This is a genomic window from Sinorhizobium sp. 22678, assembly GCF_052044265.1.
Taxonomy (GTDB): domain Bacteria; phylum Pseudomonadota; class Alphaproteobacteria; order Rhizobiales; family Rhizobiaceae; genus Sinorhizobium; species Sinorhizobium meliloti_A.
Map to the genome: position 1 here is coordinate 77,867 of NZ_JBQEMS010000011.1, position 26,797 is coordinate 104,663.

Below are 26,797 nucleotides of genomic sequence, written 5' to 3' on the forward strand. Positions count from 1 at the left end.
GTGCGGCAATCTTCTCCTATCCCTCTCCCCGCGAGCGGGGAGAGGGATAGGGACAGGATGAGGGGCAGCCTCATGCGATCGAGGACCTGGCCGCCATCCAATTGAAACGACCGAACTGGTGGATCCACTCTTGTTGCAGGACACAACCACATCGCGGATGAAGCCCGCCATTGCGCTTGAGGGCATATCGAAGTCCTTTCCGGGCGTGCGCGCTCTTTCCGATGTATCGCTCGCTCTCTATCCCGGTTCGGTGACGGCGCTGGTCGGCGAGAACGGCGCCGGCAAGTCGACGCTCGTCAAGATACTGACCGGCATCTATCAGCCCGATGCGGGCAGCATCCGGCTCGGCGACACGGAGACCACCTTTCCGACCGCCCTTGCGGCGTCCCGCGCCGGGGTCACGGCGATTCATCAGGAGACGGTGCTCTTCGACGAGCTCTCCGTCGCGGAAAACATTTTTCTCGGCCACGCTCCGCGCAACCGGTTCGGTCTCATCGACTGGAAGAAGCTCAACGCCGACGCTCAGGCCCTGTTGCGCCGCGCGGGCGCCGATTTCGACCCGACCATCCGCCTGCGCGATCTCGGCATCGCCAAGAAGCATCTGGTCGCGATCGCCCGGGCGCTCTCGGTCGATGCGCGCGTCGTCATCATGGACGAGCCGACGGCCGCACTGTCGCACAAGGAAATTCACGAGCTCTACGAACTGATCGAGCGGCTCAAGGCCGACGGCAAGGCCATCCTGTTCATCAGCCACAAATTCGATGAGATATTCCGCATCGCCGACCGCTACACCGTCTTTCGCGACGGAGCGATGATCGGCGAAGGGCTGATCGCCGACGTCAGCCAGGACGATCTCGTCCGCATGATGGTCGGCCGCGCCGTCGGCTCCGTCTATCCGAAGAAGGAGGTGACGATCGGTCAGCCGGTGCTTACCGTTTCCGGTTATCGCCACCCGACCGAATTCGAGGACATCAACTTCGAACTCAGGCGCGGCGAGATCCTCGGTTTCTATGGCCTTGTCGGCGCCGGGCGTTCGGAATTCATGCAGTCGCTGATCGGCATCACCCGCCCGTCCGCCGGTGCCGTGAAACTTGACGGCGAGGTGCTGGTCATCCGCAGCCCGGCGGAGGCGATCCGCGCCGGCATCGTCTATGTACCGGAAGAGCGCGGACGGCAGGGAGCGATCATCGGCATGCCGATCTTCCAGAACGTCACGCTGCCCTCGCTTTCACAGACCTCGCGCTCGGGCTTCCTGCGGCTTGCCGAGGAATTCGCGCTGGCGCGCGAATACACCTCCCGCCTCGATCTGCGGGCCGCCGCGCTCGATCAGGACGTCGGCACGCTTTCCGGCGGCAACCAGCAGAAGGTGGTCATCGCCAAGTGGCTCGCCACCCGGCCGAAGGTCATCGTCCTCGACGAGCCGACCAAGGGCATCGATATCGGCTCCAAGGCCGCCGTTCATGCCTTCATGAGCGAGCTTGCGGCGCAAGGCTTGAGCGTCATCATGGTTTCCTCGGAAATTCCCGAGATCATGGGGATGTCGGACCGCGTCATCGTCATGCGCGAGGGGCGCGTCGTCGGAAGATACGAGCGATCGGAACTGACCGCCGAGAAGCTGGTGCGCGCCGCAGCAGGCATCGAAACGCAAGCCGATGGGAGGGCCGCATGATGGCCAGGCTTCTCAAGAACCGAGAAATCCTGCTCGTGGTCGCGATTGCGGTACTGCTTGCCCTGATCGCCTTGCGCTTTCCGGCTTTCGTGGCTCCTTCCAATCTTGCGCGCGTCTATGGCGACACCTCTATCCTCGTCATTCTGGCGCTGGGGCAGATGGCCGTCATTCTCACCCGCTGCATCGATTTGTCGATGGCGGCCAACCTGGCGCTCTGCGGCATGGTCGCGGCCATGTTGAACAACGCCTTTCCCGACCTGCCGATACCGCTCATCCTTGTTGCCGTCATGGTGCTGGGCGGCTTTCTCGGGGCGATCAACGGCGCGTTGGTCTGGAAGCTCGATATTCCCCCGATCGTCGTCACGCTCGGGACGCTGACGATCTATCGCGGCCTGATCTTCGTGCTGACGAACGGCAAGTGGATCAATGCCCATGAGATGAGCGACGCCTTCAAGGCGCTGCCGCGGCTGGATGTGGCCGGCATGCCGGTGCTTTCCTGGCTCTCGCTCGTCATGGTCGCGCTGATGTTCCTGGTCATGGGGCGCACGCCGCTCGGACGCGCCTTCTACGCCGTCGGCGGCAATCCGCACGCAGCCGTCTATACGGGCATCGATGTCGGACGCACGCGTTTCTTCGCCTATTGCCTCTCGGGCGCGCTTGCGGGCCTCTCGGGCTACCTCTGGGTATCGCGCTATGCGGTCGCCTATGTGGACATCGCGGCCGGCTTCGAGCTCGACATCATCGCAGCCTGCGTCATCGGCGGCATTTCGATTGCCGGCGGCATCGGCTCTGTGGCGGGCGCCGTCCTCGGAGCGCTCTTCCTCGGCGTGATCAAGAACGCCCTGCCGGTCATCAATATCTCGCCCTTCGCACAGCTGGCGATATCCGGAACGGTCATCATCATCGCGGTCGCCGTCAACGCCCGCGCCGAGCGGCGCAAGGGCAGGGTCATTCTCAAAAAAGCGGAGGCGGTCTGATGGCGGACGCGCAAATTTCTTCCCGCCACATTCCCGATCGCCTGCAAGGAGGCGGCGCTCGCCTTCTGAAGAGTTGGGAAGCGCTGCTCTTCGTGGTCGCCGCCGTGATCTTCCTCGGCAATTCGCTGGCGTCGCCCTACTTCCTCGATCCGTGGAACCTCTCCGACGCCACGTTCAACTTCACCGAAAAGGCGATGATCGCCTTCGCCATGGCGCTGGTGATCATCTCCGGCGAGATCGACCTCTCGGTCGCTTCCATTATCGCCCTTGCCTCGACAGCCATGGGCTATGCGGTGCAACTCGGGTTCGGCACACCCGCGCTCGTCGCGACCGGCCTTGGCGTCGGTCTCCTCTGCGGTCTCGTCAACGGGCTCCTGATCACAGGCCTGGGTCTGCCGTCGATCGTGGTGACGATCGGCACCATGAGCCTGTTTCGCGGCCTGTCCTTCATCGTGCTCGGAGACCAGGCCTTTACCGGCTATCCCGAGAGCTTCGCCTGGTTCGGCCAAGGTTATGTCTGGTGGGTTTTCTCCTTCGAGTTCACGCTCTTCGTCGTACTCGCCGTCATTTACGCAGTCCTGCTGCACAGGACGAATTTCGGCCGTGCCGTCTATGCCATCGGCAACAACCAGACGGCGGCACTCTTTTCCGGCGTGCGAGTCGGGCGGGTCAAGTTCACGCTCTTCCTGCTGACCGGCCTTATGGCCGGGCTCGCCTCCGTCTGCCTCACCTCGCGGCTCGGCTCCACACGGCCCTCGATCGCGCTGGGCTGGGAGCTCGAGGTCGTGACCATGGTGGTGCTCGGCGGCGTCAACATTCTCGGCGGCTCCGGCACGATACCCGGGGTCGTGCTGGCGGCGCTGATCATGGGCATGGTCACCTTCGGCTTCGGCCTCCTGAACGTGCCCGGCATCGTCATGTCGATCTTCATCGGCCTGCTCCTGATTTCGGTGATCGCGCTGCCGATTCTCTGGCAGCGCGCCCGCCGCCGTTCCGTTCGTTGAGATGCAAGTCATGGAAAAATACGCCTTCCGCATGCGACTGCATCCCGGCAAGGCCGCCGAATACCAGGCGCGTCACGACGCGATCTGGCCGGAGTTGGTCACACTCCTGAAGGACGCCGGTGTCTCCGATTATTCGATCCACCTCGATGAGGAGAACGGCCTGCTCTTCGGCGTCCTCTGGCGTTCGGACGATCACAGGATGGCCGATCTGCCGTCGCACCCGGTGATGCGTAAATGGTGGGCCCATATGGCCGATATCATGGAGACCCGCGCTGACAACGAGCCGGTCGCCGTGCCGCTCAAAACCGTCTTCCACCTCAAATGATGATGAAAACCGTCGCCGTCATCGATATCGGCAAGACAAACGCCAAGGTCGCACTCGTCGATCTCGAGCGCTTCGAGGAAATCGCCGTGCGCAAAGCCGGCAATGGTGTCAGCGCTGACGGGCTTTACCCGCATTTCGACACCGAGCGCCTCTGGCGTTTCATTCTCGACAGTCTGGCCGCGCTTCACGGCGAGCACCCGGTGGATGCGATTTCGGTGACCACGCATGGCGCGACCGCCGTGCTGCTCGATGAAGCGGGCGAGCTCGCCTTGCCGGTTCTGGACTATGAATTCGCCGGTCCGGATGCGCTCGCGGAGGAATACGAGGAGGCGCGCCCTCTCTTCACGGAGACCGGTTCGGCGCGCCTGCCGATGGGGCTCAATGTCGGCGCTCAGCTCTTCTGGCAGCAGCGCATGTTTCCGGAGCATTTCGCCCGCGTCGCGACGATCCTCACCTATGCGCAATATTGGTCCTACCGGCTGACGGGGGTCAGGACGAGCGAGTTGACCTCGCTCGGCTGCCACACCGATCTCTGGAATCCGAAGGCGGTAACCTTCTCGTCGATGGTCGACGAGCAGGGTTGGCGCTCTCTCTTCGCGCCGGTGCGAAGGGCGGGCGACGTGCTTGGTCCCCTGCTTCGGCAGGTTGCCGATGAGACGGGCCTGCCGCCGGAAACGCCGGTCCACTGCGGCATTCACGATTCGAACGCCTCGCTGCTGCCGCATCTCATTACGCGCCAGGCGCCGTTCTCCGTAGTCTCGACCGGAACCTGGGTGGTGATGCTCGCCGTCGGCGCCGAGCCCGTGAAACTCGACGAGCGGCGCGACACGCTCATCAACGTCAACGCACTCGGTGATCCGGTGCCTTCGGCCCGCTTCATGGGCGGGCGCGCCTATTCCCTGCTGATCGGCGACGATCCGCCGCCGGCCTCGCCCGAGGCCGAAGCCAGTGTCCTGGAACAAGGGCATATGCTGCTGCCGTCGCTGCCGGGTGGTTCGGGGCCGTTTCCGGCTGCGCGCCCCTGCTGGACGACGGACGAAGGCAAGCTCGCTCCCGCCGAACGGCTCGCCGTCGTCTCTTTTCATCTTGCACTGATGACAGCGACCTGCCTCGATCTGATCGGGGCAAGGGGCGAGATCCTGGTCGAGGGGCCGTTTGCCTCGAACGACGCCTATCTGAGGATGCTTGCCGCCGCCACCGGCCGGCCGGTGCTTGCCAACAGGCTGAACAGCACGGGAACGAGCCTCGGCGCCGCCTGCCTCGTTGCGGGCGCCCGCGTCAGGACGGGGACCGAGCCGATACCGGCCGCAAATCCGGACGCCTGTGCGGCTTATGCCGAGACATGGCGCCGGCGCACTGCTGCGCATGTCCGGAGTGATCCGTAAAGGAATTTCAGAAGACGGACGTTCTGCTCGCTGCGCGGCCATACTCAAGGTTGACGACGATCGATATCGCTGCCATTGCGAGCGTTGCGGTGATGATGGCGCCTATTCCAAGAACAATCATTGTTCACGTCCCGTGGCGCACCGTCATGATGCCGCCCATTGCCTGAAGATGCTACTCAACGCGTAGTTCGCGCCATCACACCTGCATGTTCTGAATCGCAGCCGACACCAGGAACATGCAGCACTTCAAATGCTATAGCGACCTCTGCCCGTCCGATGGGAGACGCATGACGCTGTATGCTTCGATACTGAACGGCAGGCAGATCCGCAATTCTAAACTCTCATCATTGAAAACCTGTGGCTGCGTTCAAAGAAAACGTTGCATCGCTAGCGGACGGCAAAGCTCCGGTTGAATTTTAGCGATTCCGGTTAGGAGGCATGAGGCATTAACTTTCAAGCAAGGAATTAACCATAAACATGGTCCAACACGTCGGAATAGGAAGTCTCTACTTCTCCTCAAGGCATGATGCCGCACCGCCGTACCGGTTTCGGTCCGGTATCCACTTTCATTGAGATCACTGTGGGACGGACGATGGCGGGCGCTTCCGGGCGCGCTGCTCTATCGGGTGGGCGTGACCGGCCGCCGGCGGCGACCCTCCCCAGCAGATTTCGAATGCGGGACGTATCAGCAGCCGGGGACCAGGGTGAAACAGGAAGCGTCAGAACAGGCGAGAAAGGGCCAGGCGGGCAGCCTGCTGGAACGCCTGCGCTTTGCCGGTCTCGACGAGGATGCCTGCGCGCTGCTGCGCGATCACCGCCAGGCTCTTTCGCCACGCATCGACCTGGCGTTGCGCGCCCTCTCGCACCGCCTGCAGGCGAGCCCCGACGCGGCGCGGCACTTCGACAGCGACCGCCAGATCGACCGCCTGCACGATCTTCAATCGTCACACTGGAACGTGCTCACAGATGCGCGTTTCGACGGACTTTATGCGGAGCGCGTAAAGGTCCTCGCCGATACCGAAAGCCGCATGGGTCTCGACCCGCGCTGGCAGATCGCAAGTCATGCGATCGTGCTCGAGCACCTTATCCTCGGCGCGATCGAGGATGCCTGGCCGAAATCCATCCTCTCCCTCGGCAAGGCACGCAGGAAAGAACTCCGCGATCTCGTCGCCGCTCTCGTGCGCACTGCCTTCGTCGATACGGAGATTGCAGTCTCGCTGCGTTTCAACGCGCTGCGCCAGCAGCACCAGCGGCAGCTTTCGGAGCAGCGCCGGGACGACGAAAGCGAGTTGAAGACACTCTTCTCGGATTTTCTTCGGGCTATCGGGGAGGGCGACCTGACCGCGCGTCTTCCGGAAGATGCGCCGGATGCCTACCAGCCGATCGTGGCGGGCCTCAACACGGCATTGGGCCAGATCAGGGATGCGCTGCTTGCGGCCGACAAACGCGCCACGGCGGCCGAGGCCATCGTCTCGGAGCTGCGCGGCAGTGCCGCCGAATTCTCGGGCAATGCCGGCGCGGAAGCGAAAGCCATCGACCAGCATCTCGTGAGCCTCGGCACCGTAACCGAGCGGATTCGCACCGGATCGATCCGGATCGCCGAGACCGAGACCAAGGCAGGTGAGACGCGGATCGCCGTGGAACGCAGCGGCGAGATCGCCGGTCAGGCGATCTCTGCCATGGCGGACATCGAGGCTTCCGCCGAGAAGATTGGTCAGATCATCGGCGTGATCGACGAGATCGCCTTCCAGACCAATCTCCTGGCCCTCAACGCAGGAATCGAGGCCGCACGGGCGGGCGAAAGCGGCCGCGGTTTCGCTGTCGTCGCGCAGGAGGTGCGTGCGCTCGCGCAACGCTCCGGCGAAGCGGCGCGCGAGATCAAGCAACTCGTGACCGGAACCAAGGGCCAGGTCGTGGCCGGGGTCGAGATCGTCGGCCGGACACAGCACGCGATCAGCAGCATCGCCGAACAGGTAATCTCCATAAACGAGGCCGTCACCGGCATTGCCCGCGAGGCGGAATGTCAGGTGAGCGATCTTGCCTCCGCAACATCGGAAATCGACGGGATCGCGCGGGCGATGAACCGAAGCGCCGCACTCGGGGGCGCGGCACTCGCGTCGGCCGACGATCTTCACGGTGTCATCGTGGAGCTGGGCGAGACCGTCCGCCGCTTTCATCTCGACCGTCAGGCGAGATCGGCCGCGAGCTTCGCCCCGCGGATGAGGATAGACGCGCCGGAAGACGAGACCACGAGACCGTTCGTCGAAGTCACTTCCGAACGTCATCTGGCCGGATGGCGGCGTTAGCAGGGCATGTCAAGCGAGGGAAAAATGGCCAGCAGAAACTCCGCACGAAACACGCTGAAGCTCGCTCCGGTATTGGACCTGAACGAGGCAACGGTGCTGCATGAAAGCCTCCTGGCACTGAAAGGCGGTGCCGTGGCGATCGACGCGTCCGCCGTCGAGCGCGTCGGGGCGCTTTGTGTCCAGGTGCTCATGGCCGCCGCGAGAAGCTGGGAAGCGGATCGCCTGTCTTTCACCTTTGCCGAGGTGTCCGACGCTTTCATCAAGACGACACAGCTCATCGGGGCGGACATCGGTCCCCTGATGGCAAAGGAGATTTGAGCAATGAAGAAGAGAGTTCTGACTGTCGACGATTCCCGGACGATCCGGAACATGCTTCTCGTCACCCTCAACAATGCCGGATTCGAAACGATCCAGGCGGAGGATGGCGTCGAGGGCCTCGAGAAGCTCGACACGGCCAACCCCGACGTGATCGTAACGGACATCAACATGCCGCGCCTCGACGGCTTCGGCTTCATCGAGGGTGTGCGCAAGAACGATCGCTACCGTGCGGTGCCGATCCTCGTGCTGACCACCGAGAGCGATGCGGACAAGAAGAACCGTGCGCGGCAGGCGGGCGCCACCGGCTGGATCGTCAAACCGTTCGACCCGACCAAGCTGATCGATGCCATCGAGCGCGTAACGGCCTGAATTCCGGGGACAGCCATCCAATGGACATGAACGAAATCAAAGAGATTTTCTTCCAGGAATGCGAGGAGCAACTCGCGGAACTGGAATCGGGTCTCCTCAAGCTCAATGACGGCGATCGCGATCCGGAAACGGTGAATGCCGTTTTCCGTGCGGTCCATTCCATCAAGGGTGGCGCCGGCGCCTTCGGGCTCGACGATCTCGTCTCCTTCGCACATGTGTTCGAGACGACGCTCGATTGCGTTCGATCCAACAGGCTGGAACCCAATCAGGACGTTCTGAAAGTCATGCTGAGATCGGCGGACGTGCTTGCCGATCTCACCAACGCCGCCCGTGACGGCGGCGGCGTCGACGAGGCGCGCAGCCGGCAACTGATCAAGGAACTCGAAGCGCTCGCCAACGGCGAATTGCCGCAAGCCGCCGCCGAATCCGCGCCGAAGGCGGCGCCGGCCGCCATTGCCCCTGCTGCTCCGGCCGTCAACGAGGAAGGCTTCCAGCCGGTTGCCTTCTCCTTCGACGATTTCGAGACAGGCGACGAGCCGACGATCGAACCGTCCACCTATGAGATCGTCTTCAAGCCCAAGTCGGATCTTTATTCCAAGGGCAACGACGCCACGCTGCTCCTGCGCGATCTCTCGCGCCTCGGCGAAATGAGCATCCATTGCGAGATGGACACTCTGCCGCCGCTGGACCGGATGAATCCGGAGGCCGCCTATTTCTCCTGGAAGGTTTCGCTCAAGACCGACCAGGGCGAAGAGGCGATCCGCTCCGTATTCGAATTCGCCGAGTGGGATTGCGACCTCGACGTCGCGCTTGCCGGCGGTATGGTCGGGATGGACGAGGACCTGCCGATGCAGCCCGTCCCCTTCGACCTTTCGATCCTCGATGAGGAAGCCCAGGCGCCTGCCGGGCAAGAGAACCGGGCCGCCACCAGCGAGGGCGACCCCCGGAATGCGGCCGTCGCGGCGGCGCAGACGGCGAGCAACGTCCTGCAAATGGCGCAGTCTAGGGCGCGCGTCTCCCCGGAGAATGCCCGCAATTCCCAGTCGGCATCGGCGGCACAGGCTGCCGCCCAGCAGGCCGCTTCCGCCGCGACCCCGACCATTCGCGTCGATCTCGATCGGGTCGACCGCCTGATCAATCTCGTCGGGGAACTCGTCATCAACCAGGCGATGCTGTCGCAGAGCGTGATCGAAAACGACACCAACGGCACGTCGTCGATCAATATGGGCCTGGAGGAACTGCAGCAGCTTACGCGCGAAATCCAGGACAGCGTCATGGCGATCCGCGCGCAGCCGGTCAAGCCGGTCTTCCAGCGCATGTCCCGCATCGTCCGCGAAATCGCCGACATGACCGGCAAGTCCGTCCGTCTCATCACCGAGGGTGAAAATACGGAAGTCGACAAGACGGTCATCGACAAGCTCGCCGAGCCGCTCACGCACATGATCCGCAACGCGGTCGATCACGGTCTCGAGACGCCCGAAAAACGGGTTGCCGCGGGCAAGAACCCGGAAGGAACGGTGCGGCTCACGGCCAAGCACCGTTCCGGCCGCATCGTCATCGAGCTTGCAGACGACGGCGCCGGCATCAATCGCGAGAAGGTGCGCCAGAAGGCGATCGACAACGATCTCATTGCCGCGGACGCAAACCTTTCGGACGAGGAGGTCGACAACCTGATCTTCCACGCGGGTTTCTCCACGGCCGACAAGATCTCCGACATTTCCGGCCGCGGTGTCGGCATGGATGTCGTCAAGCGCTCCATCCAGGCACTCGGCGGCCGCATCAACATCTCTTCGAAGCCGGGCCAGGGCTCGATCTTCACCATGAGCCTGCCGCTGACGCTCGCCGTCCTCGACGGCATGGTGGTGACTGTCGCCAACCAGACGCTCGTCGTGCCGCTGACGGCAATCGTCGAGACGCTGCAGCCGGAGGCCTCCGCGATCCACAGCTTCGGGTCCAGCCAGCGGCTGATCTCGATCCGCGACTCCTTCTGCCCGCTGGTGGATGTGGGCCGCATCCTTAACTTTCGCGGGGCACAGGCCAACCCGGTCGAAGGTGTGGCGCTTCTCGTCGAATCCGAAGGCGGCGGCCAGCGCGCGTTGATGGTCGATGCCATCCAGGGCCAGCGCCAGGTGGTGATCAAGAGCCTCGAAGCCAACTACACGCATGTGCCCGGCATCGCCGCGGCCACCATTCTCGGCGACGGGCGCGTGGCACTCATCCTCGATGTCGACGCCATCGTTGCTGCGTCGCGCGGGCAATCCCTGAAACCCGAAATGTCTCTTGCTGCCGCCGGATAATCCCCATGACCAATGCCGCAAAACATCTGACCAGTGGGGGACGGGAGCTGATCGCCTTCCGCGTCGGCGACCAGGAATTCTGCGTCAACATCATGTCGGTGCGCGAAATTCGCGGATGGACGCCGGCGACCCCCATGCCGCATGCGCCCGCCTGCGTGCTCGGGGTCATCAATCTGCGCGGCGCCGTGCTGCCGATCGTCGATTTCTCCGCCCGGCTAGGCATGAAGGCGGCCGAGCCGACGGTTCGGCACGTGATCATCGTCGCACAGGTCAACAGCAGGGTGGTCGGCCTGCTGGTCGACGCCGTTTCCGACATTCTCACCGTCTCCGACCGCGATATTCAGCCGACACCGGACATCGCGTCCGATTTCGAGCGGAGTTTCGCACGTGGCGTGTTGGCGATAGAGGGGCGCATGATCTGCCTCGTAGAGCTCGACTCGGTCTTCCCGAGCGAGGAAAGGGAGGCGGCATGAGGGTCCGGGCCAACATCGATCAGAGTCCGTATCCGGAGGAATGTCTCGCGAGCGGAGAATATCCGCTGACCCGCCGCGATCTTACCGAGATCGCCGCGATGATCTACGCGGATGCCGGCATCTATCTCAACGAATCGAAGGCATCGCTCGTCTATTCGCGGCTTTCGAAGCATATCCGCAATCTCGGACTGAAGGGGTTCCGCGAATACTGCCAGCTCGTCGCTTCGCCTGCCGGGGCGGCGGCGCGCCGCGACATGCTTTCGCATCTCACGACGAATTTCACCCGCTTTTTCCGCGAGAACCATCATTTCGAGCACCTGAAAACAGACGTTTTGCCGGGTCTCATCGCCCGCGCGAAGAACGGCGGTCGCGTTCGCATCTGGTCTGCGGCGTGTTCGGATGGCCAGGAGCCCTATTCGATGGCGCTGACGGTGCTGTCGCTGCTGCCCAATGCCGCGGACTACGACTTTCGCATCCTCGCGACCGATATCGACCCGAAGATCCTGTCGCTGGCGCGGGCCGGCGCCTACGACGCGACGGCGATCGAGACGGTGAACCCTGCCATGCGCAAGCAATGGTTCAGCGAGGTCGAAGTCGGCGGCCGCCGCAAGTGGCAGGTCGACGATCGCGTCAAGCGGCTGATCACCTTCAACGAGCTCAACCTGATGGCGCAGTGGCCGCTCAAGGGGCCGTTCGACGTGATCTTCTGCCGCAACGTCGTGATCTATTTCGACGAGCCGACGCAGATGAAGATCTGGTCGCGCTTCGCCGGCGTGCTGGACAATGGCGGGCACCTCTATATCGGCCACTCGGAACGTGTGTCGGGGGATGCAAAGGCGCTCTTCGACAATATCGGCATCACGACCTATCGCCACACGGGCAAGTTCCACGGAGGTCGGGCATGAGCACTCCCGCACGTGTTCTCGTCGTCGACGACTCGGCCACCATGCGCGGCCTCATCTCCGCCGTGCTCAATGCCGATCCGGACATTTCGGTCGTCGGGCAGGCTGCCGACGCGCTCGAGGCGCGCCAGGCGATCAAGCAGCTCGACCCCGATGTCGTGACCCTCGACATCGAGATGCCGAATATGAACGGCCTCGAATTCCTCGACAAGATCATGCGGCTGAGGCCCATGCCGGTGATCATGGTCTCGACGCTGACGCATAGGGGCGCGGAAGCCACGATCGCCGCGCTCGAGATCGGCGCCTTCGACTGCGTCGGCAAGCCGCAGCAAGGGGATCCGCATCCGTTCCGCGATCTCGCCGACAAGGTCAAGGCGGCCGCGCGTTCGCAGCGCAAGTCCATGATCACCAGCAACAGGGCGGCCGCGCCGGCGGTGACAGCCGTTTCCGACTACCGGGCAGGGCGCAAGATCGTCGCGATGGGAGCTTCGACCGGCGGGGTCGAGGCTCTGATCACGGTCCTGCAGAAGTTCCCGGCAAATTGCCCGCCGACGGTGATCACGCAGCACATGCCGCACACCTTCACGAAGAGCTTCGCCGAACGGCTGAACCGGCTTTGCGCCCCGACGGTCCAGGAGGCGACGGATGGCGCGCGGCTCGAGGTCGGAAAGGTCTACCTGGCGCCCGGCGGCGAACGGCATCTTGAGGTGCATAATGCCGCCGCGCCCTGCTGCCGCCTGGTGGATCAGCCGGCGGTCAACGGACATCGACCCTCGGTCGACGTGCTGTTCGGTTCCGTCGCCGAACTGGCGGGCCGCAACGCCATCGGGGTGATTCTTACCGGAATGGGCCGCGATGGCGCCGCCGGTCTTCTGAAATTGCGGCATGCCGGGGCACGCACCTTCGGTCAGAACGAAAAGACCTGTGTCGTCTACGGCATGCCGCGCGTCGCCTATGAATTGGGCGCGGTCGAAACGCAGCTCCCCCTCGGATCGATCGGGGAGGAGATTTTGAAGACGGCGGCAGCCCGAAAAGAAGGAATCGAATAATGTCTCTCGCCGAAAAGATAAAAGTTCTGATCGTCGACGATCAGGTCACGAGTCGTCTGCTCTTGGGCGACGCACTGCAGCAGCTCGGCTTCAAGCAGATCACCGCCGCCGGTGACGGGGAACAGGGCATGAAGATCATGGCTCAGAATCCCCATCATCTGGTCATCTCCGATTTCAACATGCCGAAAATGGATGGGCTCGGCCTGCTCCAGGCGGTGCGTGCGAACCCGGCCACGAAGAAGGCGGCCTTCATCATCCTCACGGCACAGGGCGACCGCGCCCTGGTGCAGAAGGCGGCTGCGCTCGGCGCCAACAACGTGCTGGCCAAGCCGTTCACGATCGAAAAGATGAAAGCCGCGATCGAGGCCGTGTTCGGGGCGCTGAAATGAACACCGAGGCTGCCGGCAGGCGCGTTCATGTCATTCAGGGCGAGTTCAAGGTCGTCAACGATCCGGATATCGTGCTTTCGACCATTCTCGGCTCCTGCGTGGCCGCCTGCATGCGCGATCCGGTGGCCGGCGTCGGCGGCATGAATCACTTCCTGCTGCCGGGATCGGCGACCTCGCCGAGCTCCGGCGCGGACGCCACGCGCTACGGCGTGCACCTGATGGAGCTTCTCATCAACGGCCTCCTGAAGCAGGGGGCGCGGCGCGACCGGCTGGAGGCGAAGATCTTCGGCGGCGCCAGGACGATTGCGCGTTTCTCGAATGTCGGCGAGCAGAATGCCGCCTTCGCGCGCCAGTTCCTGATGGACGAGGGTATCCGCATCGTCGGCGAAAGCACCGGCGGCGACCATGGGCGCAAGCTCGAATACTGGCCGTCGTCCGGGCGCGCGCGCCAATATGCGCTGACGGGCGTGGAGGCACAGCGGGCGCTTCAGATGGACCAGCGGCCCGCCGTGCCGAAGCCGGCCGAAAGCTCCATCGAATTCTTCTGATCATACCGGCCGAGGCCACGTGAGGAAACAATGCAGAAAGACCACAACCAGCCTCACGCGGAAGAATCTCTGCCGGACGTGCTGATGCGCGTCGTCACGGAGCTCCACGATGTCGCCTATCTGATCGAGCGCATCGAGCCTCAACTCATGAGCGACGACTGCGCCGGTGCGGACAGGATCATGGTGCTGCAGGGCATCGACCTCGCGGTGCAGAAGACGCGCGGGCTCGCCGAGTTCATCGATACCATCACCGCCTCCATTCCCGACACCTGCCTGGTCGACGTCACCACCGCAGTCAGCCTCGTCAAGCTTGCCGACATGAAGAAAGCGCTCGGCAGCGGCATTCTCCGGCATGGGCATTCGCAGCCGCTGACCAAGGCGTCCGGCGACTTCGAGGCCTTCTGAGGGGCGCCGTCGCAGAGGAGTGCCCCTTCCTTCGGGTCGCACCCGGGTTTAACCCGAGGGCTAACCCTCTCCCGACTGGCGGACGAGGGGCGGCCGCGCGATCGGGACGGTGCGCTGCGCGACAGTTCGCCGATACCTGACCTTTCGCCAAGTTCGCGCAAGTTTCGTGTCCTAGCTTCGCTTCCGGGGCTGGTAGATTCGCGGCTAATGCAGAACGGCTGAGCGCAAGCCGTTTTCCAGCAAACCCGAATGTTGGATCTGCGCAGGGTACCGACCGGATAATCGGAGCGGGTGCCTTGCGATACTGGGTGCGGAAACAGAATGAATCTGTTCGATCAATTCTCGATGTTCACGAAAAATCTGAGCAATCTCGGACAAGGAAAGCTCATTGCGCTTGCCGTGGCCGGCGTCGTGGCGATCGGCTTCGTCCTCGGTGCCGGTATCTATGTGAACCGGCCGTCCTTCGAGACGCTCTATGTCGGTCTCGAACGCAGCGACGTCACCCAGATCAGCATTGCGCTTGCAGAAGCCAACGTCGACTTCGAAGTCGGCACCGACGGCGGCAGCATCCAGGTGCCCGTGGGCATGACCGGCAAGGCCCGTCTGCTGCTTGCCGAGCGCGGCCTGCCGAGCAGCGCCAATGCCGGTTACGAGCTCTTCGACAATGTCGGTTCGCTCGGGCTCACGTCTTTCATGCAGGAAGTGACCCGCGTTCGGGCGCTCGAGGGCGAAATCGCCCGCACGATCCAGCAGATCTCCGGCATCGCCGCCGCACGCGTCCACATCGTCATGCCGGAGCGCGGCAGCTTCCGCAAGGCCGAGCAGACGCCGACGGCCTCGGTCATGATACGGGCAAGCGCCACGGTCGGCCGCAGCGCCGCGTCCTCGATCCGGCATCTGGTCGCGTCGTCCGTGCCGGGCCTCGATGTCGACGACGTCACCGTCCTCGATTCGACCGGCCAACTGCTCGCATCCGGCGACGACCCGTCGAACAGCGCGCTCAATCAGTCACTCGGCGTCGTCCAGAACGTTCAGTCCGATCTCGAAAAGAAGATCGACAATGCGCTGGCGCCATTCCTCGGGATGGACAATTTCCGCACCAGCGTCACCGCCAGGCTCAACACCGATGCGCAGCAGATTCAGGAGACGGTCTTCGATCCGGAATCGCGCGTCGAGCGCTCGACGCGCGTGATCAAGGAAGAGCAGAAGTCCAGCCAGCAGCAGCCGGACAATGCCGCGACGGTACAGCAGAACGTCCCTCAGGCCGCGCCGCGCGGCGGAGCCGGTCAGCAGTCGAGCGACGAGGCGGAGAAGAAGGAAGAGCAGACGAATTACGAGATCAACAGCAAGACGATCGCCACCGTCAAGAACAGCTATTCGATCGAGCGACTGTCGATCGCGGTCGTCGTCAATCGCGGGCGCCTCGCGGCCATGGCTGGCGAACCGGCGGATCAGGCGAAGATCGATGCCTATCTCCAGGAGATGCAGAAGATCGTTTCCTCTGCCGCCGGGATAGATCCGGGCCGCGGCGACGTCGTGACGTTGAACGCCATGGATTTCGTGGAGACACAGCTCCTCGACCAGGCGGTGCCGGGTCCGGGGATCATGGAAATGCTGACGCGCAACCTCGGCGGCATCATCAACGCGCTCGCCTTCGTCGCAGTCGCTTTCCTGGTCGTATGGTTCGGGATGCGACCGCTTGCCCGCCAGCTGGGCTTCGGCGGACAGGCGGGCAAGCTCGAAGGCGAAGCCGCCGGGCTCGAACTGCCGGACTTCTCGCCGGCAGGCGCCGGCGCAGGGGGTGCCCTCATGGAGGGGTTCGGCTCCGATTTCGGCTTCGACGGCGGCGACGATCTGCTCAATCTCGGCGACGAGGCGGGCTTCAACCGCCGCGTCAAGGAAGGGCCGGAGCGGCGTCTCGCCCGGATGGTCGAGATCAGCGAAGAGCGGGCGGCGAAGATCCTGCGAAAATGGGCGGTCGATCGGGCAGCGTAGAAAACGCCGGCGGAAACCTGAACTGGAACGAGGTCCCGCCCAACAGGCGGGACTTTGTCTATTGGGCGCGCCTCAATCCGGCCCGCGCCGGCGCAAGGGCCTTCCGAGAGTATTGGCGAGTCTAGCTCCGGCTGGCGACGACACGGCGGAGTCCGGTCAAAGAATCCGCCCCTCGTCATGGATCCCGTCCGATGGCTGTCGGAAAATTTAAACCAATTTTTAATTAATTTAGATTCGCACGCCGCTCTCCGTGCCGCGGCTCGCGCAGTCAGTTACTCCGCGTTGTTTGCGGGATCCGGAGCTGTATCAAAATATATCTTCGAAAGAGCGGAATATAATTTCAAGCACAGACTTTCCGCATTCCCGGCGTTGCTATCAATGAGCCCGCCAGGATTTGATGCATTTCGGCAACATTCCCCGGCTTAAAGTAAGTCTTGGATGAAGAGTTGAGGCGTCCTGAAAGCATCCTATCTGCAACGAAAGGGCGAACTCCCGTCCGGTGTGACGGATTTTCAACCGTGCGGCCACAAACGACGATTGCAGGATACCGTTTATTATCAACATCTTGATTAGAGAATTGGTCGGAGTGAAAGCGTGCCCGGCCGCCGACCGGCTCACGCATACGTGAATGGCTCAAGGCAAGGTTGGCAAGTAATCGCGCAACAGGACGCCCTGTCTTTTTGGGGGCGGCGATGTACAGTTTAGCAATTGATTCGCGTCCTGATACTCGCTTGGTGGCAAGAATACCGGCGAAGCCGGCTGTCGGGGACGACAGGGCAAGCGTGACATTCCAGGGCGCCGAATCCGGCACGGGGGCTGAGAGTTATGGAAATGTCGCGGTCGGACGCAGTCTGGTCTTCGGAGACCGCTGCGCCGCGGGTTTGTGGACGCAAAATATCAAGGGAGCAACTGATCCGAAGGCTTGGGGAAGTGGCCTCGGGTACGGGACTCGGCAACGGATTGGCGGCGCTGACGGAATATGTCGGCGCAACCCATTACCTTCTCGCCCGGCACGATGTTTCGCAGGACGGCGGACTGGATTTTGTCGTCTGTTCCGACTGGCCGTTCGACATCGTTCGGCGTCTTTCGGGCATCATCGCCGGGCTCCATACGAAGATCACCGAACTGGAAAAGTGCCTCGCCCAACTGCAGCCGGCCTTCCATACGCTGCCCGACGATATCGGTTTGCCGCGGGGGGTCAGCCGGAGCTATTGCGCTGTGACCTTCAGCGTAGGGCGCACGCGGTTCTCGTTGATGCTGCTCTTCCCCGAGGACGTGATCCTCTCCCAGGAGGCGCTGCGCGACATCGCGGTGCTTGCCGGCTATGTCGCCAGTCACAAGATCAAGGCCGATGTGCGCCACGACCGGGAATGCGAACTGACCGAGCGCGAGCTCGAATGTCTTTTCTGGATTGCCGAAGGCAAGACGAGCGATGAGATCGCCGTCATACTCGGGATCTCCCGCAACACGATCAACAACTACATCACCAGCGTAATGCGCAAGACGGCGACGCGAACGCGGTCGGAAGCGATCGCCCACGCGGTGCGCAACAATCTGGTTTAGGAGCGGTGACGATGCCTTATCTCGTGACGCAGGATCGCGACGACGCCGGCCGGTCGGGTCGCAACGTCCGCGCGGCGCGGGCGGCGACGCTGGTGACGCGCTTGCAGGCCATGCAACGGCAGATCAACGCCAAGAATTTCGCCGTTCTGCGAACGAATGGCAGGGGCGTCCCCGGAACGCGTAAGCTCACCTGCGTCCTCCACAACTGGGGAGCCGCTTGCGAGGAAAACGCGCGTGATCTGATCATTCTCTACGGCGACGAGTTGCTCCAGCATCTCGATCTTTCCCTGCTGCCGGTGCTCTGGAACGGTCAGGGCGAGCATCAGACCGCCGAAGCCTCGGATTTCGGCCCGTTCACGCGCCGGCTGAGAGAGCGCAAGCTTTCCTATTCGGGCATCGCCTTTCCGATAAGGCTCGGCGCGCAGGGCAACGGCTACGTGATTTTCGCCGGCAGCTACATCGATGTTTCGGGCGAGCAGATCGTCGAGCTGCACGGCCGCAGCGCGCAGATCATGACAGACCTCCTGGCCGCCGACGAGAAGCGCCTGTTCAAGACCGAAGCCTTGAGCGATCGCGAGATCGCCTGCCTGCAAATGGCCGGCGATGGACATATCAGCGAGGAGATCGCCGACAAGATGGGCCTCTCGATACATACGGTGAATGCCTATCTCGGGGCCGCGACGACGAAGCTCGACTCCGTCAACCGGATTCAGGCGATAGCCAAGGCGATCCGCCTTGGCTATATCAGCTAGCATAGCTAAGGTCCGTCGAGATTCGGAATTCCCGCCGCGGCCTGTTCGATTTCCTCAACTCGCCAGCGGCAACGGATAGGTTTTGACGAACTTCGCCTCTGCCAGGCTCTTGGCGAGAAAGGCCGTGTTCTCGTCCGGATTGCCGGAGGGCTGTTGAAAGTTGATGTGGCTGATCTCGATACCGGCCGTATCGCCCGCGAGCACAAGGCGCGCATAGACAGTCACGCCGCGGGGCTTCAGTTCGAGGTCGAGGATAACCTCCGGGCGACTGTCCCAGTCGAGGTTATAGTTGCCGCCGAGGCCGAAGTTCACGGTGCCGGGCAGGAAATAGAGCTCTGCCGCCGATTCCACCAAATCGGCGATGCTCGCATAGGACTCGAAGCGCAGAAGCGCGATGAAATCCGCAGCATCGATGAGGCGCAATTCGGTCGCAACCGGACGGATCGCCTCCGCAACTATCTGTTCTCGTTCTTCGGAGAATTGGCACTTTTTCAAGATCATGTCACCCGTCTTTGTTGCGGCTGAGCTGCATAAACCCGGTGAATCAGTTCGGCGACTGCCTTGTAAAACACCGGTGGAATGACACTATCCACCGAGACTTGTGCAAACATGGAGCGTGCAAGCGGCGGATCCTCGAAGACGGGGATGCCGTTCTTCTCCGCAATCTCGCGAATCTTCAGGGCCACCAGGTCCTTTCCCATGGCCACGACGACCGGCGCGTCACTCTCCTCGCGCACATAGCGCAGTGCTACGGCATAGTGGGTCGGGTTGGCGATGATCAGGGTTGCTCGCGGAACCGAGGAGATCATCCGCTTGCGGGCGCGGTCGCGCTGCATCGATCTGAGCCGCGATTTGACGATCGGGTCGCCCTGCGATTGCTTCAGCTCGTCCTTGACCTCCTGCTTCGTCATCCTGAGCTCCGTGTACCAGTGATGGCGCGTCCAGAAGAGATCGACGATGGCGAGCGTCGCGGTGGCGAAGAGAACGACGATGATGATCTGCTTGAGGTCGGAGATCATCGTCGTGAAGATCGTCACCGGATCGGAGAACATCATGTCGAGCGTGGCGAAATAATCGTTCCAGAGCACGAGGACGACGACGATCGAAACGACGATGATCTTGAACAGCGACTTGCCGAATTCCACCAGCCCCTGAACGCCGTAGATCCGTTTGAAACCGGCCACGGGCGATACCCGGTTCCATTTCGGCTGGATGCGGTCGAGGACCGGCCGCGGCAGGTTCTGGAAGATCGACGACCCGACGCCGAAGACGATAAGTAGGATGAAAACCGGCAGAACCAGCGCGGCGCATTTCAGAACGACATGCGAAATCAGGGCGACGGCGTCGGTTGCGGTGTCGAGGCGCCAGGCTTCCGGCTGCTCGAAAATGTCCTTCAGCGCCTCGGCCATGTTTGCCGCGCCGTCCGAAAGGAAAAAGACGACGAAAATGTAGATCGCCAGCGTCGAGGCGAAAGCGGTCACCTCACGCGAGAAAGGGACGTTGCCTTTCTCGGTCGCGTCGGAGATCTTCTTTTCCGACGGCGCTTCTGTTTTACTGTCCTTGTCCTGCTCTTCCGCCATGAAACAGCAAGCTCCTCAGCAGGCGACAATGTGAACGACGCTTCCGGTTACCCCTCGACCCGAATTCGCGAGGGAATCGTGGCAGCAGACGCAAGCGCTCGCTTTGTGGTGAACCCGGACAGGCCCCTGCGCAAGTGCGGGTGTGCGGCAGCCCGCGCGGGTCAACAGAAATCGGAAACGAAACGCGATATATCGGCAGGCCGGAGGCGTCAGGCGGCCTCCGCTTCCTTTTCCTTGAGCTCGAGCTGCCCGCTTGCGGAGAGGCGAATCGCCTCCTGCGTGATCGAGCGCCTCGCGATCGCGATATCGCGGGGATTGATGCCGGCATCGCCGGCGGCGAGGTCCGATTCGATCATGCGCCGCTGGCGGGCGCCGATGGAGGCGAGAATAGACTCGCGCAACTCCGCAGCAGAACCTCTGAGCGCCATGGTGATGACGTCGGTGGAGACGTCGTTGAAGAGCTGCACGCGGCTGCGCTGCGGCATGAAAAGGATGTCGTCGAAGAGGAATATCTTCGGCCGGACCTTCTTGACCGAATCGGTGCTGATCGTTTCGAGCGAGGCGAGCAGCGTGTCCACCTGCGGCTTATCGAGCTCGTTCATCACTTCGGCGATCTTAGCCGGGCCGGGCGAGTTGCGCTCGGCCTCCATCTCTTCGATGATTTCGATCACCCGCGCCTCGATGATTGCCGCCGCCTTCGGGTTGACGTTCTTGATGTTGACGGCACGGTTGAGAATCTCGGGCCGCTTCTTGTCGGACAGCTGCAGCAGCACCTTGGCGCCGAAGCTCGACGGCATCATCGACAGAACATAGGCGATCGTCTGCGGATGTTCCCGGGCGAGCAATTGCGCGATGATCGCAGGATCGCAATCCATCAGCCGGTCCCAGATGCTCGCCTCGTAGGATTGGAAGGTGGCGCGGCGGCCGAGGAGGCCGTCCACCTCGTCGGGCGTCAGGCCCTCTTCCAGAATGCTCTCAATGGCCTTGGCATTGTCCATGAGGCCTGCACCTTCGGTGAAGAGATCCTCGAACTCGTTGACGAGCGCTTCCAGTTCGTGCGGCGGCACGGCTCTGAGCGATTGTGCCGCGGCGATGATGGCCTGCAGCTCGCTCTGGGTGAAGAATTTCAGCAGATTCCCGGCAATCGACTTGCCCATTGCGAGCAGCACCGCCGCCGCCTTTTCCGTCTGGCTCAGCGGTTGTGCGAGCGCCTGAGCCTGTGCCTCGAAACTTCCGAAATCCGTCATGGATTCATCCCCGCCCGATCATCGGGCTCCTAGTGAGTTGAAACGGGATGCGGGCGGAAAACCGCTTACACCTTTCCTCATCCCGCTCTATTTCCTGCTGCCTTTGATCTCCAGGAGCTTGACGCCGAAGCGGGTCACATCGCCCTCGAGAACGGTGATTTCTCCGCGGCCGATCACCCGGCCGTTGACCATGATCTCGACCGGTTCGCCGATCTTGCGGTCGAGCGCGATCGTTGCGCCCTCGGTGAGCGCCATGAGGCCGGAGACCTGCATGCGGCTTGTCCCGAGTACGATCTGGACATCGATCGGGATGTCCATGATCAGGTCCATATTGGCGGTCATTCCGCTGCCGGGCGCCGTTTCACCGGCGGCCGGTGCCGCATCGAAATCCGCGCCGGGAACCGCGGAGTCCGCGCTGAAGCCGGATTCCGCGAAGTCGCCGCCGAAATCCCCGCCGAATCCAGCGCTGTCGGCGGAACCGAAGTCGCTGCCGAAATCCACGGGCTGTTCGAGCGGCCCGGCGGCGGCGAAATCGGCGCCGAAGTCAGCCTCGCCGTCCTTCTTGAGAACGCCGCGCAGGTCGTCGATCGCCTGGTCGAGCTCGGCGTCTGCCGCGAATGCGGCCGGTTCTGCGATGGGTGCTGCTTTCTTGGGTGCCATGTGCCGAATATTCCAGTTGAAGCTTGCCTCAGGCATTCTGCCGGGCGAGGGAGGATTAACTCATGATGTGGCGAAGGATGTCCTGCTCGGAGCCGTGGGTATCCTTGACCCGGACCGTGTATCGCGAACCCGAACGGCCGAACTCACAGACATAGAGGTCGCGCCCGTTGGCGCTCACCTCCACGCGGACATCCTGCCCGTCGTGAAAAGGGATGACATCCCCGGCCTGCAGGCGGCTGAGAGTGTCGAGCGTCAGGCTTTCCAACCGGATGCGCGCCTCGAGCGCGACGGCCGATCGGCGGACCTGCTCCTCCAGCTGTTCCGTCCATTCGGTCTTCGCGTTCCGGTCCTCGCCGGCACCTTTGCGAGAGATGATGCGGGTCTTGAGGAGCGTGCTTTGCGGGACGATGACCGAGAAAGTGGAGAGCACCGGCCCGAGGCCTATGGTCATGTCGATCGAGGCTGCGAAAACGTCTTCAAGCGCCGGATCGGGCTTTGCCCGTTCCGCGCTGTTGTAAGGACGGCCGACAACGGGCTCGAACCCGCCGGGCGCGTTCACTGCAGTGCGCAGGACCTCGGCGATGCCATGAAACACCGGCAAGGCGACATCGATCTCAATCTTCGACAGAGAGCGTGGGGCCGGCTCCTCGATGCTCGTCGGTTCGGCCCCGAGCAGAGCCTCGACAAGTGCGATCAGAACCGGACTGTCGCAGCCGACCTGGAAGTCCGCGCACCAGTTTCGCAGGGAGAGATCGCCGAGCAGGACTCCGTCTCCGAGAGCAGCGATGAGCTCGTTGCGGAGCCCCGTCCGGAAGCCCGCATAGGCGATCGTGACGTCGCATCCGGTCTCCGATTGCAGGACACCGGGCAGGAGTTCGTCGAAGAACTGGGCAAGCTCGAGTGCGGTTCGGCCGATGGCCTTGTCGTCGCCGAGCGCGCCGGTCATGCGCGCGATCAGCCTTTTGTCGAATGCATGGACGTTCGATGCGGTACTCGTGCTCATGTCAGGCCGCCTTGCTTTCGCTGCCGCCGCCGGGATTCATCATTTCCTGTTCGACCGCATCGATGGACGGCCGTTCATAGGCGGAGATGGTCTTGCGGCCGTATTCGAGTGCGACCTGCGGAACCGAACCGTTCATGTAGGCAAGCAGCGTCTGCTTGACGATGACATAGAGTCGGTTCTGCTTTTCCCGTACGGACTTGATGTTTGCGACGAGGGGGCCGACGATCGAATAGGAAAGGAACACGCCGAGCAGCGTTCCGACGAGTGCGGCGGCGATCTTGGCGCCCAGCACTTCCGGTGCTTCGCTGATCGCGCCCATCGCCTTGATGACGCCGAGAACCGCCGCGACGATGCCGATCGCCGGCAGCGCATCGCCCATGCTCGTCAGCGCGTGGTAGCACTTCATCTTGTCGTGGGTGATCGTCTGGATTTCCTCGTCCATCAGCGCCTCGATCTCATGCGAGCGGGCGTTGCCGATGATGATCAGCCGGACATAGTCGCAGATGAAGGCGGTCAGCTCCTTGTTCTGCAGGACGGTGGGTGCGGACTGGAAGATCGAGGATTCTTCCGGATTGTCGATGTGGCTCTCGATCTCGTTGCGCGACTTCGTTCGCAGGTCGCGCATCAGGCTGTAGAGGACGCCGAGCGTGTCGAGGTATTGACGTTCCTTCGGCACCTTGTGCCTGAAGGCCTCGCCGAGCGCCTTGCCGGTGTCTTTGACCACCTTCATCGAGTTGGCCATGATGAAGCCGCCGATGCCCGCTCCGCCGATGATCATCAGCTCGAAAGGCTGGTTGAGGACTTCCAGGTGGCCTCCCATCGCCATGTAACCGCCGAGGATACAGCCGAAAGTCACAAGAAGCCCGATGATGATGTTCATTGCCGATACCTGTCGCAATCGTGATTTTCCTCCGATGAAATAGGGTCCGATCCTTGCGTGAGGCTGGCCGCGGAGACCCGGCGTCCGGGACAGGTTCGCGCAAGCCAACGCCGTCAGGGTTGTTGGCCAGGGTAGGATCGCATCGCGTCCGAACCCCGACAGTCGGTGCGGGCTGAAGACCGCACACATTTCCTCACGCTTCATGCGACAGGCGAGCCGATCGTGACGACGACCTATACGAGCTACAGGCTGATCACTGCAGATCTGACGAAATCGCTGGAGCGCGTTTCGGCGCAGCCGGACGTCGCCCGCGAGACGGAGTACTATCTGTCGAAGATCGGCAGCATCAAAACGCTCGACGATTTCTTCGCCGACAGCCGGCTCTACAACTACGCCATGAAGGCGCACGGCCTCGAGGACATGGCCTATGCCAAGGCCTTCATGCGCAAGGTGCTCGCCGAAGGCATCGACAGTGAAGACGCCTTTGCCAACAAGCTGGCCGACGGGCGCTACAAGGCGCTGGTGGAGTCGTTGAATTTCGCCCGGCACGGCGAAGCCGCTACTGCCTTCGAGAGGGCGCAGAAGGGCGTGTCCGAAAAATACACGCGGCAGACGCTGGAGCAGAAAGCCGGCGAGGAAAACACCGGCGTGCGGCTGGCGCTCTATTTCCAGCGCATGGCGCCGACGATTGCCAATGGCTACGAAATCATCGCCGACGAGGCCCTCTCGAGTGTGGTCCGTACCGTCCTGCAGCTGCCGGCCGAATTCGCGGCCGCCGATGTGGATCGCCAGGCGGAGGCCTACGAGGCGGCGATCGATTTCAAGGATTTCCAGGACCCTCAGAAAACAGCCGAGTTCCTGGACCGCTTCACCGCCCTTTGGGAAATCGACAATCCTTCCGGCGGCTATGACCCGCTTGCGGTTTTCGGCGCGTCGAGCGGCTACGGAATTTCTCCCGACCTGCTTCTGACCATCAACAATCTCAAACTCGGGGGACGCTGATTTGCAGACCGGTCTCTATGTCGCGCTTTCGTCGCAGATGGCGCTTGAAAAGCGCCTGAACACGCTGGCCGACAATGTCGCCAACTCCAACACGGTTGGCTTCCGCGCCACGGAAGTGAAGTTCAACCAGGTGCTTGGCGACACCAGGCCGACCAAGGTTTCCTATGTGTCGGAAGGCGAGGAATTCCTGAGCAGCAAAACCGGCGGGCTCGCGCGCACCGGCTCCGCGCTCGATTTCGCCATCAAGGGCAACGCCTGGTTCTCGATCGAGACGCCCGGCGGCCCGGCGCTGACGCGCGACGGCCGGTTCACGCTGACGGAGACCGGCGAGCTCGTGACCATCAAGGGATATCCGGTGCTCGATGCCGGCGGCGCGCCGATCCAGCTGAACGGCGGTGCCGGTGAAATTACCGTCGGTGCCGATGGAGCCATTCACCAGAACGGCGTGCAGATCGCCCTGCTCGGGCTTTACGAGACGGATTTCAGCAAAGGCTTCATGCGTTACGACAACAGTTCCGTTATGCCGGCTGCCCAGCCGGAACCGGTCGTTGATCGGTTCGATGTCGGCGTGATGCAAGGCTTCCTGGAGGAGTCGAACGTGAACGCCGTACAGGAAATGTCGCAGCTGATCATGATCACCCGCGCCTTCGACAACGTCACCGCGCTGATGCGCGACAGTGAGGGATCGCTCGACAAAGCCATCGAGACGCTCGGCGGCAGCCGTTGATGATTCTGTCGACGGAATTTAGGGCGGGACGGAACGGAAAGCCGGATGGCACGCGAAGCTGTTGAAAAAACTGCGACGTCGACGTCGCTCGCAGCGCTCGCCGGTTTGGTCGAGCGCTATGCAAATCCCGACTTTGCCATCGCGCCGGGCGGTCATGTCCAGACGATTTCGCCGGGGCACTACACGGTCAGCGGCCTGTCGCGGCATGTCCGGCTCGGGGACTTCGTCGCGCACAAGAGCACGACCGGCACCCATCTCGGCGAAGTCGTCCGCGTGGAGCCCGAGCGGGTGGTCGTCTGCCCGATCGAACCGGGGGACCCGATCGGCATCCATGACGTCGTCATCCGCAAGGGTGCCTTCCGCATAGCGCCGACAGACAACTGGTGCGGCCGCACCATCAATGCGCTAGCCGAGCCGATCGACGGTCTGGGTCCGCTGCTGCAGGGCGACATCCGCCGCTCGATCGCGAACACCGCGCCGCCCTCCATGACGCGAAAGCGGGTGGAGCAGGGCTTCAGGACGGGCGTGCGGGCGATAGACATCTTCTCCCCGCTCTGCCTCGGGCAGCGCCTCGGCATCTTCGCGGGTTCCGGCGTCGGCAAATCGACGCTGCTTTCCATGCTGGCCCGCGCCGACGCCTTCGACAAGGTGGTGATCGCGCTGGTCGGCGAGCGCGGCCGCGAAGTGCGGGAGTTCATCGAGGATACGCTGGGCGACAATCTTTCGAAATCGGTCGCCGTCGTCGCCACCAGCGACGAGAGCCCGATGCTGAGAAAAATGGCTCCGCTGACCGCGGTCACGATTGCCGAACATTATCGCGACAAGGGCGACAACGTGCTGCTCATCGTCGACAGCGTCACCCGTTTCGCTCATGCGATCCGCGAGGTGGCGACGGCAGCGGGGGAGCCGCCGATCGCCCGCGGCTATCCGGCCTCGGTCTTCACCGAATTGCCGCGGCTGCTCGAGCGCGCC

27 protein-coding genes are annotated in these 26,797 nt (G+C 62.8%); 21 read left to right on the plus strand and 6 right to left on the minus strand.

The genetic code is table 11. The features are described from left to right. The first annotated feature begins 157 nt into the window (after positions 1 to 157). From ACTJKL_RS17830 to visR, 18 genes are all read left to right on the plus strand, one after another. Positions 158 to 1,669, plus strand: coding sequence for a sugar ABC transporter ATP-binding protein (locus ACTJKL_RS17830; protein WP_437407846.1), 1,512 nt, complete (start codon positions 158 to 160; stop codon positions 1,667 to 1,669). Further along, complete coding sequence (locus tag ACTJKL_RS17835; protein ID WP_018094196.1) at positions 1,666 to 2,646, plus strand: ABC transporter permease; 981 nt, start codon at positions 1,666 to 1,668, stop codon at positions 2,644 to 2,646. Before ACTJKL_RS17830 ends, ACTJKL_RS17835 begins: the two co-directional genes overlap by 4 nt. Continuing rightward, on the plus strand, positions 2,646 to 3,650 hold the full coding sequence (locus ACTJKL_RS17840; RefSeq protein ID WP_018094197.1) for an ABC transporter permease: 1,005 nt from the start codon (positions 2,646 to 2,648) through the stop codon (positions 3,648 to 3,650). The genes ACTJKL_RS17835 and ACTJKL_RS17840 overlap by 1 nt, the downstream gene beginning before the upstream one ends. 10 nt (positions 3,651 to 3,660) lie before the next feature. After that, positions 3,661 to 3,975, plus strand: a complete 315-nt coding sequence (rhaM, locus tag ACTJKL_RS17845) for an L-rhamnose mutarotase (protein ID WP_018094198.1) — start codon at positions 3,661 to 3,663, stop codon at positions 3,973 to 3,975. After that, positions 3,972 to 5,360, plus strand: a complete 1,389-nt coding sequence (locus ACTJKL_RS17850) for an FGGY-family carbohydrate kinase (RefSeq protein ID WP_440853439.1) — start codon at positions 3,972 to 3,974, stop codon at positions 5,358 to 5,360. The genes rhaM and ACTJKL_RS17850 overlap by 4 nt, the downstream gene beginning before the upstream one ends. 704 nt (positions 5,361 to 6,064) lie before the next feature. Next, positions 6,065 to 7,666 carry a globin-coupled sensor protein gene (locus tag ACTJKL_RS17855; RefSeq protein WP_440853440.1) on the plus strand — a complete coding sequence of 534 codons (1,602 nt, stop codon included), beginning with the start codon at positions 6,065 to 6,067 and terminating at the stop codon, positions 7,664 to 7,666. Positions 7,667 to 7,690: 24 nt separating this feature from the next. Then, positions 7,691 to 7,984 (plus strand): STAS domain-containing protein, encoded by a 294-nt coding sequence (locus ACTJKL_RS17860; protein ID WP_100669617.1) that lies wholly within the window; start codon positions 7,691 to 7,693, stop codon positions 7,982 to 7,984. 3 nt (positions 7,985 to 7,987) lie between these two features. Next, positions 7,988 to 8,353, plus strand: a complete 366-nt coding sequence (locus ACTJKL_RS17865) for a response regulator (RefSeq protein ID WP_018094203.1) — start codon at positions 7,988 to 7,990, stop codon at positions 8,351 to 8,353. A gap of 20 nt (positions 8,354 to 8,373) precedes the next feature. Continuing rightward, entirely contained in the window at positions 8,374 to 10,650 is a 2,277-nt protein-coding gene (locus ACTJKL_RS17870; RefSeq protein WP_440853441.1) for a chemotaxis protein CheA, read from the plus strand. A 5-nt stretch (positions 10,651 to 10,655) separates the two neighbouring features. Beyond that, the gene (locus ACTJKL_RS17875; protein ID WP_100669615.1) at positions 10,656 to 11,123 is read left to right on the plus strand and encodes a chemotaxis protein CheW; all 468 of its coding nucleotides are present in this window, start codon (positions 10,656 to 10,658) and stop codon (positions 11,121 to 11,123) included. Further along, positions 11,120 to 12,028, plus strand: coding sequence for a protein-glutamate O-methyltransferase CheR (cheR, locus tag ACTJKL_RS17880; protein ID WP_100669614.1), 909 nt, complete (start codon positions 11,120 to 11,122; stop codon positions 12,026 to 12,028). The genes ACTJKL_RS17875 and cheR overlap by 4 nt, the downstream gene beginning before the upstream one ends. Further along, on the plus strand, positions 12,025 to 13,074 hold the full coding sequence (locus ACTJKL_RS17885) for a protein-glutamate methylesterase/protein-glutamine glutaminase (RefSeq protein WP_100669613.1): 1,050 nt from the start codon (positions 12,025 to 12,027) through the stop codon (positions 13,072 to 13,074). Before cheR ends, ACTJKL_RS17885 begins: the two co-directional genes overlap by 4 nt. Beyond that, a complete protein-coding gene (locus tag ACTJKL_RS17890) occupies positions 13,074 to 13,463 on the plus strand; it encodes a response regulator (protein WP_003529938.1) in 390 nt (129 codons plus the stop codon). Before ACTJKL_RS17885 ends, ACTJKL_RS17890 begins: the two co-directional genes overlap by 1 nt. Beyond that, complete coding sequence (gene cheD, locus ACTJKL_RS17895) at positions 13,460 to 14,011, plus strand: chemoreceptor glutamine deamidase CheD (protein ID WP_018094208.1); 552 nt, start codon at positions 13,460 to 13,462, stop codon at positions 14,009 to 14,011. The genes ACTJKL_RS17890 and cheD overlap by 4 nt, the downstream gene beginning before the upstream one ends. Positions 14,012 to 14,041: 30 nt before the next feature. Then, positions 14,042 to 14,416 carry a chemotaxis protein CheT gene (gene cheT, locus ACTJKL_RS17900; RefSeq protein ID WP_440853442.1) on the plus strand — a complete coding sequence of 125 codons (375 nt, stop codon included), beginning with the start codon at positions 14,042 to 14,044 and terminating at the stop codon, positions 14,414 to 14,416. Positions 14,417 to 14,737: 321 nt separating this feature from the next. Next, entirely contained in the window at positions 14,738 to 16,411 is a 1,674-nt protein-coding gene (fliF, locus tag ACTJKL_RS17905; protein ID WP_100669609.1) for a flagellar basal-body MS-ring/collar protein FliF, read from the plus strand. Between the two features lie 825 nt (positions 16,412 to 17,236). Beyond that, positions 17,237 to 17,974, plus strand: a complete 738-nt coding sequence (gene visN / locus ACTJKL_RS17910; RefSeq protein ID WP_100669607.1) for a transcriptional regulator VisN — start codon at positions 17,237 to 17,239, stop codon at positions 17,972 to 17,974. Positions 17,975 to 17,985: 11 nt separating this feature from the next. Then, positions 17,986 to 18,726 carry a transcriptional regulator VisR gene (gene visR / locus ACTJKL_RS17915; protein ID WP_379941678.1) on the plus strand — a complete coding sequence of 247 codons (741 nt, stop codon included), beginning with the start codon at positions 17,986 to 17,988 and terminating at the stop codon, positions 18,724 to 18,726. Between the two features lie 54 nt (positions 18,727 to 18,780). On the opposite strand, the gene ACTJKL_RS17920 is transcribed toward visR, so the two are convergent. From ACTJKL_RS17920 to motA, 6 genes are all read right to left on the minus strand, one after another. Continuing rightward, positions 18,781 to 19,221, minus strand: a complete 441-nt coding sequence (locus ACTJKL_RS17920; RefSeq protein ID WP_512557049.1) for a BspJ family T4SS effector nucleomodulin — start codon at positions 19,219 to 19,221, stop codon at positions 18,781 to 18,783. Between the two features lie 2 nt (positions 19,222 to 19,223). Further along, the gene (gene flhB / locus ACTJKL_RS17925) at positions 19,224 to 20,306 is read right to left on the minus strand and encodes a flagellar biosynthesis protein FlhB (protein ID WP_100669601.1); all 1,083 of its coding nucleotides are present in this window, start codon (positions 20,304 to 20,306) and stop codon (positions 19,224 to 19,226) included. Between the two features lie 209 nt (positions 20,307 to 20,515). Further along, positions 20,516 to 21,553 carry a flagellar motor switch protein FliG gene (fliG, locus tag ACTJKL_RS17930; protein WP_440853443.1) on the minus strand — a complete coding sequence of 346 codons (1,038 nt, stop codon included), beginning with the start codon at positions 21,551 to 21,553 and terminating at the stop codon, positions 20,516 to 20,518. Between the two features lie 87 nt (positions 21,554 to 21,640). Further along, positions 21,641 to 22,213 (minus strand): flagellar motor switch protein FliN, encoded by a 573-nt coding sequence (gene fliN, locus ACTJKL_RS17935; RefSeq protein WP_275596775.1) that lies wholly within the window; start codon positions 22,211 to 22,213, stop codon positions 21,641 to 21,643. 55 nt (positions 22,214 to 22,268) lie between these two features. Continuing rightward, positions 22,269 to 23,216 (minus strand): FliM/FliN family flagellar motor switch protein, encoded by a 948-nt coding sequence (locus ACTJKL_RS17940; RefSeq protein WP_440853444.1) that lies wholly within the window; start codon positions 23,214 to 23,216, stop codon positions 22,269 to 22,271. Position 23,217: 1 nt separating this feature from the next. Further along, positions 23,218 to 24,096: a flagellar motor stator protein MotA gene (motA, locus tag ACTJKL_RS17945; RefSeq protein WP_018094219.1), complete on the minus strand. Its 879-nt coding sequence runs from the start codon at positions 24,094 to 24,096 to the stop codon at positions 23,218 to 23,220. Between the two features lie 222 nt (positions 24,097 to 24,318). Here motA and ACTJKL_RS17950 point away from each other — a divergent pair, with 222 nt between their 5' ends. The 3 genes from ACTJKL_RS17950 to fliI all read left to right on the plus strand — a co-directional run. Further along, positions 24,319 to 25,098 (plus strand): DUF1217 domain-containing protein, encoded by a 780-nt coding sequence (locus ACTJKL_RS17950; RefSeq protein ID WP_379941691.1) that lies wholly within the window; start codon positions 24,319 to 24,321, stop codon positions 25,096 to 25,098. 1 nt (position 25,099) lies between these two features. Beyond that, positions 25,100 to 25,825 (plus strand): flagellar basal-body rod protein FlgF, encoded by a 726-nt coding sequence (flgF, locus tag ACTJKL_RS17955; RefSeq protein WP_411923365.1) that lies wholly within the window; start codon positions 25,100 to 25,102, stop codon positions 25,823 to 25,825. Positions 25,826 to 25,870: 45 nt separating this feature from the next. After that, positions 25,871 to 26,797, plus strand: a 927-nt coding sequence (gene fliI, locus ACTJKL_RS17960) for a flagellum-specific ATP synthase FliI (protein ID WP_440853445.1), incomplete at its 3' end; no start/stop codon positions are given.

Bases quoted from the DNA above. Each gene is read 5' to 3' on its own strand.
- visR (WP_379941678.1), top strand. From the start codon at position 17,986: ATGCCTTATCTCGTGACGCAGGATCGCGACGACGCCGGCCGGTCGGGT.
- ACTJKL_RS17835 (WP_018094196.1), top strand. From the start codon at position 1,666: ATGATGGCCAGGCTTCTCAAGAACCGAGAAATCCTGCTCGTGGTCGCG.
- cheR (WP_100669614.1), top strand. From the start codon at position 11,120: ATGAGGGTCCGGGCCAACATCGATCAGAGTCCGTATCCGGAGGAATGT.
- ACTJKL_RS17860 (WP_100669617.1), top strand. From the start codon at position 7,691: ATGGCCAGCAGAAACTCCGCACGAAACACGCTGAAGCTCGCTCCGGTA.
- fliN (WP_275596775.1), bottom strand. From the start codon at position 22,213: ATGGCACCCAAGAAAGCAGCACCCATCGCAGAACCGGCCGCATTCGCG.
- ACTJKL_RS17940 (WP_440853444.1), bottom strand. From the start codon at position 23,216: ATGAGCACGAGTACCGCATCGAACGTCCATGCATTCGACAAAAGGCTG.
- cheT (WP_440853442.1), top strand. From the start codon at position 14,042: ATGCAGAAAGACCACAACCAGCCTCACGCGGAAGAATCTCTGCCGGAC.
- motA (WP_018094219.1), bottom strand. From the start codon at position 24,096: ATGAACATCATCATCGGGCTTCTTGTGACTTTCGGCTGTATCCTCGGC.
- cheD (WP_018094208.1), top strand. From the start codon at position 13,460: ATGAACACCGAGGCTGCCGGCAGGCGCGTTCATGTCATTCAGGGCGAG.
- ACTJKL_RS17870 (WP_440853441.1), top strand. From the start codon at position 8,374: ATGGACATGAACGAAATCAAAGAGATTTTCTTCCAGGAATGCGAGGAG.
- ACTJKL_RS17850 (WP_440853439.1), top strand. From the start codon at position 3,972: ATGATGATGAAAACCGTCGCCGTCATCGATATCGGCAAGACAAACGCC.
- ACTJKL_RS17885 (WP_100669613.1), top strand. From the start codon at position 12,025: ATGAGCACTCCCGCACGTGTTCTCGTCGTCGACGACTCGGCCACCATG.
- flhB (WP_100669601.1), bottom strand. From the start codon at position 20,306: ATGGCGGAAGAGCAGGACAAGGACAGTAAAACAGAAGCGCCGTCGGAA.
- ACTJKL_RS17875 (WP_100669615.1), top strand. From the start codon at position 10,656: ATGACCAATGCCGCAAAACATCTGACCAGTGGGGGACGGGAGCTGATC.
- ACTJKL_RS17890 (WP_003529938.1), top strand. From the start codon at position 13,074: ATGTCTCTCGCCGAAAAGATAAAAGTTCTGATCGTCGACGATCAGGTC.
- fliG (WP_440853443.1), bottom strand. From the start codon at position 21,553: ATGACGGATTTCGGAAGTTTCGAGGCACAGGCTCAGGCGCTCGCACAA.
- ACTJKL_RS17865 (WP_018094203.1), top strand. From the start codon at position 7,988: ATGAAGAAGAGAGTTCTGACTGTCGACGATTCCCGGACGATCCGGAAC.
- fliF (WP_100669609.1), top strand. From the start codon at position 14,738: ATGAATCTGTTCGATCAATTCTCGATGTTCACGAAAAATCTGAGCAAT.
- ACTJKL_RS17840 (WP_018094197.1), top strand. From the start codon at position 2,646: ATGGCGGACGCGCAAATTTCTTCCCGCCACATTCCCGATCGCCTGCAA.
- rhaM (WP_018094198.1), top strand. From the start codon at position 3,661: ATGGAAAAATACGCCTTCCGCATGCGACTGCATCCCGGCAAGGCCGCC.
- ACTJKL_RS17830 (WP_437407846.1), top strand. From the start codon at position 158: ATGAAGCCCGCCATTGCGCTTGAGGGCATATCGAAGTCCTTTCCGGGC.
- visN (WP_100669607.1), top strand. From the start codon at position 17,237: ATGGAAATGTCGCGGTCGGACGCAGTCTGGTCTTCGGAGACCGCTGCG.